The 7278-nt window shown below is 74.4% G+C and carries 8 protein-coding genes; 5 read left to right on the plus strand and 3 right to left on the minus strand.

Annotation, left to right across the window (positions count from 1 at the left end; genetic code table 11):
* Window positions 1-202 precede the first annotated feature (202 nt).
* A complete protein-coding gene (locus tag AC07FT_RS31545) occupies window positions 203-1360 on the minus strand; it encodes a flavin-containing monooxygenase (protein WP_479179402.1) in 1158 nt (385 codons plus the stop codon).
* A gap of 179 nt (window positions 1361-1539) precedes the next feature.
* Here AC07FT_RS31545 and AC07FT_RS31550 point away from each other — a divergent pair, with 179 nt between their 5' ends.
* From AC07FT_RS31550 to AC07FT_RS31560, 3 genes are read left to right on the plus strand one after another with little or no spacing between them, the layout of a single operon-like run.
* Complete coding sequence (locus AC07FT_RS31550; RefSeq protein ID WP_432587071.1) at window positions 1540-1992, plus strand: DoxX family protein; 453 nt, start codon at window positions 1540-1542, stop codon at window positions 1990-1992.
* Window positions 1974-2468, plus strand: coding sequence for a Zn-ribbon domain-containing OB-fold protein (locus AC07FT_RS31555; RefSeq protein ID WP_471203367.1), 495 nt, complete (start codon window positions 1974-1976; stop codon window positions 2466-2468). The genes AC07FT_RS31550 and AC07FT_RS31555 overlap by 19 nt, the downstream gene beginning before the upstream one ends.
* A 4-nt stretch (window positions 2469-2472) precedes the next feature.
* Window positions 2473-3024, plus strand: a complete 552-nt coding sequence (locus tag AC07FT_RS31560; protein WP_471203365.1) for a GNAT family N-acetyltransferase — start codon at window positions 2473-2475, stop codon at window positions 3022-3024.
* 48 nt (window positions 3025-3072) lie between these two features.
* Here the strand turns inward: AC07FT_RS31560 and AC07FT_RS31565 are convergent, their stop codons facing one another.
* Entirely contained in the window at window positions 3073-3849 is a 777-nt protein-coding gene (locus AC07FT_RS31565) for a pyridoxine/pyridoxamine 5'-phosphate oxidase (protein WP_479179404.1), read from the minus strand.
* Between the two features lie 106 nt (window positions 3850-3955).
* Window positions 3956-5131 (minus strand): thiolase C-terminal domain-containing protein, encoded by a 1176-nt coding sequence (locus tag AC07FT_RS31570; protein WP_479179406.1) that lies wholly within the window; start codon window positions 5129-5131, stop codon window positions 3956-3958.
* A gap of 178 nt (window positions 5132-5309) precedes the next feature.
* Between AC07FT_RS31570 and AC07FT_RS31575 the strand changes: the two genes are divergently transcribed.
* On the plus strand, window positions 5310-6635 hold the full coding sequence (locus tag AC07FT_RS31575) for an acyl-CoA dehydrogenase family protein (protein WP_479179407.1): 1326 nt from the start codon (window positions 5310-5312) through the stop codon (window positions 6633-6635).
* Window positions 6635-7126, plus strand: coding sequence for a nitroreductase family deazaflavin-dependent oxidoreductase (locus tag AC07FT_RS31580; RefSeq protein ID WP_471203357.1), 492 nt, complete (start codon window positions 6635-6637; stop codon window positions 7124-7126). The genes AC07FT_RS31575 and AC07FT_RS31580 overlap by 1 nt, the downstream gene beginning before the upstream one ends.
* The last annotated feature ends 152 nt before the right edge of the window (window positions 7127-7278 follow it).

A 7278-nucleotide genomic window follows, 5' to 3' on the forward strand; every position in this document is an offset into this window, starting at 1 on the left:
CACTCCTGCTCGATGGCCAATAGTCACAGATCTGACGCCCAGTCAAATTACTGCCTAGTTCAGGCTACTGAAACGAGAGCCTGTCAGGAATGCTCGATGCGCGGAGAACACGCACCGTGACGGCCCGGCGTTGGCCGGGCCGCGCGGTGCGGCGGGCGGTCGGGCCCCGGTGCGGGGTGCTCGACGCGGGGAACGGAGGTGGTCAGGAGGTGGAGCGGGCTATCGTCTTCGCGATCTTGCGGGCGTCGATGGCCAGTTCCCGCAGCATGCCGCTGATCGGATTGGTGTAACCGGTGAAGTGCAGTCCCGGGGTGGCCTTCAGGGTGCGCCGGCCGTGGCTGAGGGGCCGGCCGCGGGCGTCGAGCACGCCCAGATGGCCGACCAGCTCCTCCAGTCCGCGCCGGTAGCCGGTCGCCGCGACGACGACCTCCGGGCTGATCCGGCTGCCGTCCGCCAGCACCACCTTGTCCTGGTCGAAGGAGTCGACCGCCGCGACCACCTCCACCCGGCCCGTCCGCACCGCGTCGACGAGCCCCACGTCCTGCACCGGGATGGCCCCCTGCCGTACCCGGGTGTAGAGCCCGGTCTCCGGCCAGGGCAGTCCGCGTTCGGTGAGGTCCGGCATGCTCACCCGGCACATCACCCGGGCCGCCCGGTCCACCAGTGGCCGCGGCAGCCGCCGCACCAGGATGCCGGTGCGCTGCGCGGGCCAGCCCGCCGTCGAGCGGCGCAGGATGTGCGGCGGGGTGCGGACCGCGAGCCGCACCCGTTCCGCGCCGCCCTCGACCAGGTCGACCGCGATCTCCGCGCCGGTGTTGCCGACACCGACCACCAGGACGTCCTTGCCCGCGTAGGGGCGGGCGTTGCGGTAGTGCCCGGCGTGCAGCAGTTCGCCGGTGTAGGTGTCACGGCCCGGCCAGTCCGGCAGTCGCGGGGTGTGGTTGAAGCCGGTGGCGACCACGACCACCGGCGAGGTCAGCACCCGTCCGCCGGTGGCCCGGAGCAGCCACTCCGTGTTGTCCGCCGTCCGCTCGATCCGGGAGACCTCGACCCCGGTGACGACCTCCAGCCGGTGGTGTTCGGCGTAGCGCTCCAGATACCGGACCATGTTGTCCCGGGTGACCCACCGCCCGAACGCGCGCGGCATCGCCAGTCCGGGGAGTGCGGACAGTCGACGGGTGGTGTGCAGATGCAGCCGGTCGTAGTGGTTGCGCCAGGAGGTGGCGACCGTGTCGGACTTCTCCAGGACCACCGCGTGGATCCCGCGCTCGCGCAGCGTGGCGGCGGTGGCGAGGCCGCCGGGTCCACCGCCGATCACATACACGGGTGAGGACTTCGGAGAGGAACTGTCGACTGCCATGCGGGCGAGCGTAGTCGGCATTTTTTGACGGGTTTCGGTCAAACCGATTCCGAATCGATTGCGGAAAGGTCACGGCCCGTACCGCACTCCCTACCCCTTGCGCACATCCCGTCCGTCCCATGAAACTGACGTACCGTCAGAAACGGATGGTGATCAGCCGGGCAGGAGGTGGGCACACCATGCGGACGATCTGGCTCAGCGGCCCCGAATGGCTGGCCGTGCTGCGCATCGGACTCGGGCTGTGGTGGCTGGAGAGCTGGCGGCACAAGGACAAGGCGAGCTGGTTCCGGCGCGGCAGCGGAATCGCCTGGGCGAAGGGGGTCGCGGACGAGCACCGCTGGGCGTTCGTCCGGCGCGGGTTCGACACCGTCGTCGCGCCGCGGCCCAGGACCATGGCGTATGTGGTGGTCCACGCCGAACTGGCCCTCGGGCTAGGGCTGGTCCTCGGTCTGCTGACCCCCGTCGCCCTGATCGGCGGGCTGCTCCTCAACCTGCTCTACTTCCTGCTCATGATCCACGACTGGGCCGAACAGGGGCAGAACGCCATGATGATGCTGATCTCCCTGGTGGCACTGGCCGCGATGAGCTGGCAGACCTGGTCGCTGGACGAGACATGGGGGCTGTTCCTGTGAGCGCCGGTGCATCCACCGGATCCGGCGCCGGGCACACCGGCGGGGCCCCGCGCTTCGACGTGCCCGAGCCCGACGCCTTCACCCGCCCCTACTGGGACGCCGCGGCCGGGGGCCGGTTGCTGATCCGCCGCTGCGCGGCCTGTGGACGCGCCCACCACTACCCCCGCGAGTTCTGCCCGCACTGCTGGAGCGAGAACGTCGCCTGGGAGGAGGCGAGCGGTGCCGCGACCCTCTACACCTGGTCCGTGGTGCACCGGAACGACCTGCCCCCGTTCGGCGGGCGCGTCCCGTACACCGCCGCCGTCGTCGATCTCGCCGAAGGGCCGCGGATGATGACCGAAGTGGTCGCCGGTCCCACCTGCGCACCGCACCATGGGGCCGGGCTGCGCGTCGGGATGCCGCTGCGCGCCGCCTTCCGTGCCCCGCGGGACGGCTCGACACCGGCTGTTCCCGTCTTCCGCCCGCTGCTTGAATGACCGGGTGCTGAGACCGGTCGAGCTCCAGGCCCCCGGACTGCGGCTGCGCCCGTGGGAGGACACCCCGGCGGACCGCCGTGCCGCCCTGCGCGGACTGACCGACCCCGACTTCCGCCGCTGGAACACCCCGGTGGCCCTCGTCGACGACGAGGAGGACGTCCACCTCTGGACCCACGGCCGGGCAGACGGCTGGCGCCGCGGCGACATGGCGTCCTTCGCCGTCCTGGAGGACGCCGAGATCCGCGGCCATGTCTCCGTCGGGCTGATCGACTACGGCGACCGCAGCGGCCGCGTCGGCTACTGGGTGCTGCCCGAGGCCCGCGACCGCGGGATCGCCTCCCGCGCCCTCCGGGCCGTCACCGGCTGGGCTTTCCGGGAGCTCGGGCTGCACCGGCTGGAACTCCGGCACGACATCGGCAACGAGGCGTCCTGCCGGGTCGGTCTCCGCTGCGGATACGCGGCCGAGGGCGTGATGCGCCAGGCGCGCTTCGACCGGGGCGGGACGCCCCGAGATGTCCATCTGCACGCCCGGCTGGCCGTCGACGAACCGCGGTGACCCCAAGGGCGGCCGCGGTGACCCCAAGGCGTGAGCAACGGGCGGGGCTCAGGGCCAGAGCAGCTCCCGGCGCCAGCCGCCGGACGCCTCCGGTGCGCGCCGGTAGCGCAGCCGTACGTGCCGCCGTCGCGCTTCCTCCTGGTAGAACTCCACCTCGTCCGGCTCCAGGGCGTACAGGGTCCAGCTGGGCGCGGGGGCGTCCGGCTCCCGTTCCGCCCGCTCGTACGCCGCCTCGAAAGCGTGCACCAGCTCCTCGCGCGCTTCCAGCACCTCGCTCTGACGCCCGGCACCGGCCAGCGCGGCCGCGAGCGCGGCGGGGGACCGGCCGCGCAGATCCGCCGCGCTCTCCTCGGCCCCGGCCTCGTGCACCCGGCCGCCGATCCGCACCTGACGGCCGGTGTGCGGCCAGTGGAACGCGAGCGAGGCGTACGGGCGCTCGGCCAGCTCCCGGCCCTTACGGCTGGTGCGGTGGGTGCCGAAGTGCCAGCCGCGGGCGTCGGCTCCGCGCAGCATCACGACACGCTGCGACGGGTGGCCGTCCGCACCGGCGGTGGCCAGCACCATGGTGTGCGGTGCCGGTTCGCCCGACACCGCGGCCTCGCGCAGCCAGCGCCGGAACAGCGGGAGCGGGGTGTCCGGGGCCTGCTCCGGGGTGAAGACGGGCAGTTCGCCGCCGTGGCGTACGCGGAGCCCGCCCAGCAGCTCCCGGAACGAGGCGTCGGTCTCGCCCGGCTCCTCGGGCACACCGGCTTCCTCCGGCAGGCCGGACTCACCGGCCGTACCCGCCCCAGGCGCCCCGGGGCGCCGCTCCTCGGCTCCGCTCATCGGACGTTCTCCGCCTCCCGCGCCCGCGCCTCCGCGTACGCTCGCTCGCCCCGTGATCCCGGCCATCCGATCATCCGGATCCGGCCGGGGCAAGCACGGCGGGCCGTCAGCCGCGGCCGAGCACCACCGTGCCCGACGAGCAGAACCAGCCGCCCGTCCCGGACGCCACGGCCAGTTCCGGCAGCCGTCCGCCCGCTCCGCGGACCTGGCGGTCGCCCGCCTCACCGCGTAACTGCCGTACCGCTTCGACCAGCAGGAACAGTCCTCGCATCCCGGGGTGGCAGGCGGAGAGGCCACCGCCGTCGGTGTTGGTGGGCAGCTCACCGCCGAGGGTCAGCCGTCCCTTGGCCGCGAACGCGCCGCCCTCGCCCTTGGCGCAGAAGCCGAGGTCCTCCAGGGTCACCAGGGTCATATAGGTGAAGGCGTCGTAGAGCTGCGCCACATCGATCTCCGACGGCCGCACCCCCGCCCGCCGGAAGGCCGCGCGCCCCGAGACCGCCGCGGGGGAGACCGTGAAGTCGTCCCACTCCGACATCGTGGTGTGCGAGAGGGCGGTGCCGGAGCCGAGGACCCACACCGGCGGCGGGACGGTGTCCGGTACGTATTCCTCGCCCACCAGCAGCACCGCGCAGCCGCCGTCCGAGCGGATGCAGCAGTGCAGTTTGGTGAACGGGTCGGCGATCATCGGCCCGCTCAGGACGTCGTCGACGGTGATCGGATCACGGAACATCGCATCCGGATTGTGGGCGGCGTTGGCACGCGCCTGAACGGCGATGTCCGCGAGCTGCTCGAGAGTGGTGCCGTACTCATGCATGTGGCGACGGGCGGCCATCGCGTACTTGGCGATGAGCGTATGGCCGTAGGGCACCTCGAACTGGAGGGGGCCGCGGGCGCCGAAGGAGAGGTCGGCGGTACGGCGTCCCGCGCGGATGTCGGCGCGCGCGGTGGAGCCGTAGACCAGCAGGACGGCGCGGGCGTGCCCGGTGGCGATCGCGTCCGCCGCGTGCGCCGCCATCACCTCCCAGGTGGCGCCGCCGACGGCGGTCGAGTCGGTCCAGGTGGGACGGAGCCCCAGGTACTCGGCGACCTCCAGCGGGGCGAGCGTGCCCAGTCCGGCCGAGGCGAAGCCGTCCACGACCGAGCGGTCGAGCCCGGAGTCGGCGAGCGCCCGGCGCGCGGCCTGGGCGTGCAGCGCGTAGGGGGTGGCCGTGTCGACACGGCCGCAGTCGGAGAGGGAGACGCCGACGACGGCAACCTTGCGGGTGCGCTTCGCTGCGGACATATATCTGACGGTACATCAGATATACGCGGGCGCGGCAGGCCGGTACGGGTCGGGTGGGGCGGTGGCCGGGCCTCATGGGCGGAGGCTGCTCGGGCGGAAGGGCTGGGAAAGTGTGCGCCCTCTCCCTAATATGACGCCTCGTCAGAAACGGAGCCGGTCGGAGACGGAGGGCTCGCCGATGGACGCCGCGTTCACCGAGGAACAGGACCAGATCCGCCGCACCGTGCGCGAACTGCTGCGGGAGCGGTGCGATACGGACGCGGTCAAGGCGGCGGTCCGCACCGCGCCCGGCCATGACGCCGTGCTGTGGCGGCTGCTCGCCCGGCAGCTCGGCCTGCCCGGACTGGCGCTGCCCGAGGCGTACGGCGGCGCCGGTTGCGGAGCCGTCGAACAGGCCCTGGTCTGCGAGGAGGCGGGACGGGCCCTGCTTCCGTCGCCCCTGCTGGCCACCGCCGTGCTCGGGGCGCCGCTCATCGCCCGGCTCGGCACCGGGGCCCAGCGCGCCGCGCTGCTGCCGGGGATCGCGGCCGGGGAACTGACCGCGGCGCTCGCGGTACCGGGCGGTGCGCTGCCGGAGGCGCTCGGGCTGACCGGTGCGCCCGCGCAGACCGCCGGTGGAGCGCGGAACGGCTGGGCGGGCGGCGGGCGCGCGGGCGGGGTGCAGGCGCGCCACGACGCCGGGACGGGCTGGCGGCTGTACGGGCAGGTGGACCAGGTGCTCGACGGCCACAGCGCCGGGGTGCTGCTGGTCGCCGCCCGCACCGGGGGCTATACGCGCGGCCGGACCCTGCTGTTCGTGGTCCCGGGCGACGCGGCCGGACTCACCCGCACCCGGCTGACCGCACTGGACGAGACACGGCCGCAGGCCCGGATCGAGCTGCGGAACGTGGTGGCGGAACCACTCGGCGAGGACCCCGGCCGGGGCGCGGTCGGTACCGCGAACGGCGACGCGGACGGCGGGGCGGGGCAGGTGGCGGACGGGCTGGTCCGCCTCGGCGCGACGGCCGCCGCCCACCTCGCGGCCGAGGCCGTGGGCGTGGCCGACGCGGCGCTGACGCGCACGGTCGCCTATGTACGGGAGCGGGAGCAGTTCGGCCGCCCGGTCGGCTCCTTCCAGGCGGTCAAACACCGGCTGGCGGATGTGTATGTGAAGGTCCAGGCGGCCCGTTCGGCGGCGTACTACGCGGCCTGGGCGACGGGCGGCACAACGGCCCCGGACGGACCGGACGGCCGCGAGGCCGCGGTCGCGGGCGGGCTGGCGCTCGCCCAGGCGCTTCAGGCGCAGCGGGCGGCGGCGGCCGAGGCCGTCCAGCTGCACGGCGGCCTCGGCTTCACCTGGGAGCACGACGCCCATCTCGCCTTCAAGCGGGCGGCCTCGGACGAGCTGCTCTTCGGTCCCGTCCACCGGTTGCGGACGCGGGCGGCGGAGCGGGGCGGGCTGTTCGGCGCCCGGTCGGCCGCGGTGGCCGCGGCGGCCGCCCGGGCGGCGGAGGTGGCGGTCTGATGGCCGGTTACGGGGTGCGGCTGGTGCGGAAGGTGTCGTCCACCCGGGCCTTCGCCAGGGTGGCCCCCCATGTCATCCCGGCGTTCGACCGCGCGGTCCACCGGCTCACCCGCGGCCGGGTGCTGCCGAGCGCGCTGATGCTGCCCGGGGTGATCCTCACGGCCCGGGGCGCGCGGACCGGGCAGCCGCGCCGTACGCCGCTGGCGTGCATGCCGGAGGAGGGTGGCGGCTGGATCCTGGTCGGCAGCAACTTCGGCCGTCCGGGGCATCCGGCGTGGACCGCGAACCTGCTGCGGCACCCGGACGCGGAGATCAGCTGGCGGGGCCGGGACATCGCGGTGCGGGCGCGGCTGCTGGAGGGGGCGGAGCGGGAGTCGGCGTGGTCGGCGGTGCTGGCCTTCTGGCCGCCGTACGCCGGTTACCAGGCGCGGGTGGAGCGCCGGATCCGCCTCTTCCGCCTGGAACCGGCGCCGCGCGACGGGCGCGAGTGACGCGGCGGATGCCGCCGGTCGGCTCCTCGCCCCTGCCGCTTCGGAGCCCGGAGAACGGCCGCGGGGGGGGGGGGGGGGGGGGGGGGGGGGGGGGGGGGGGGGGGGGGGGGGGGGGGGGGGGGGGGGGGGGGGGGGGGGGGGGGGGGGGGGGG

The organism is Streptomyces sp. NPDC045899 (assembly GCF_056431485.1).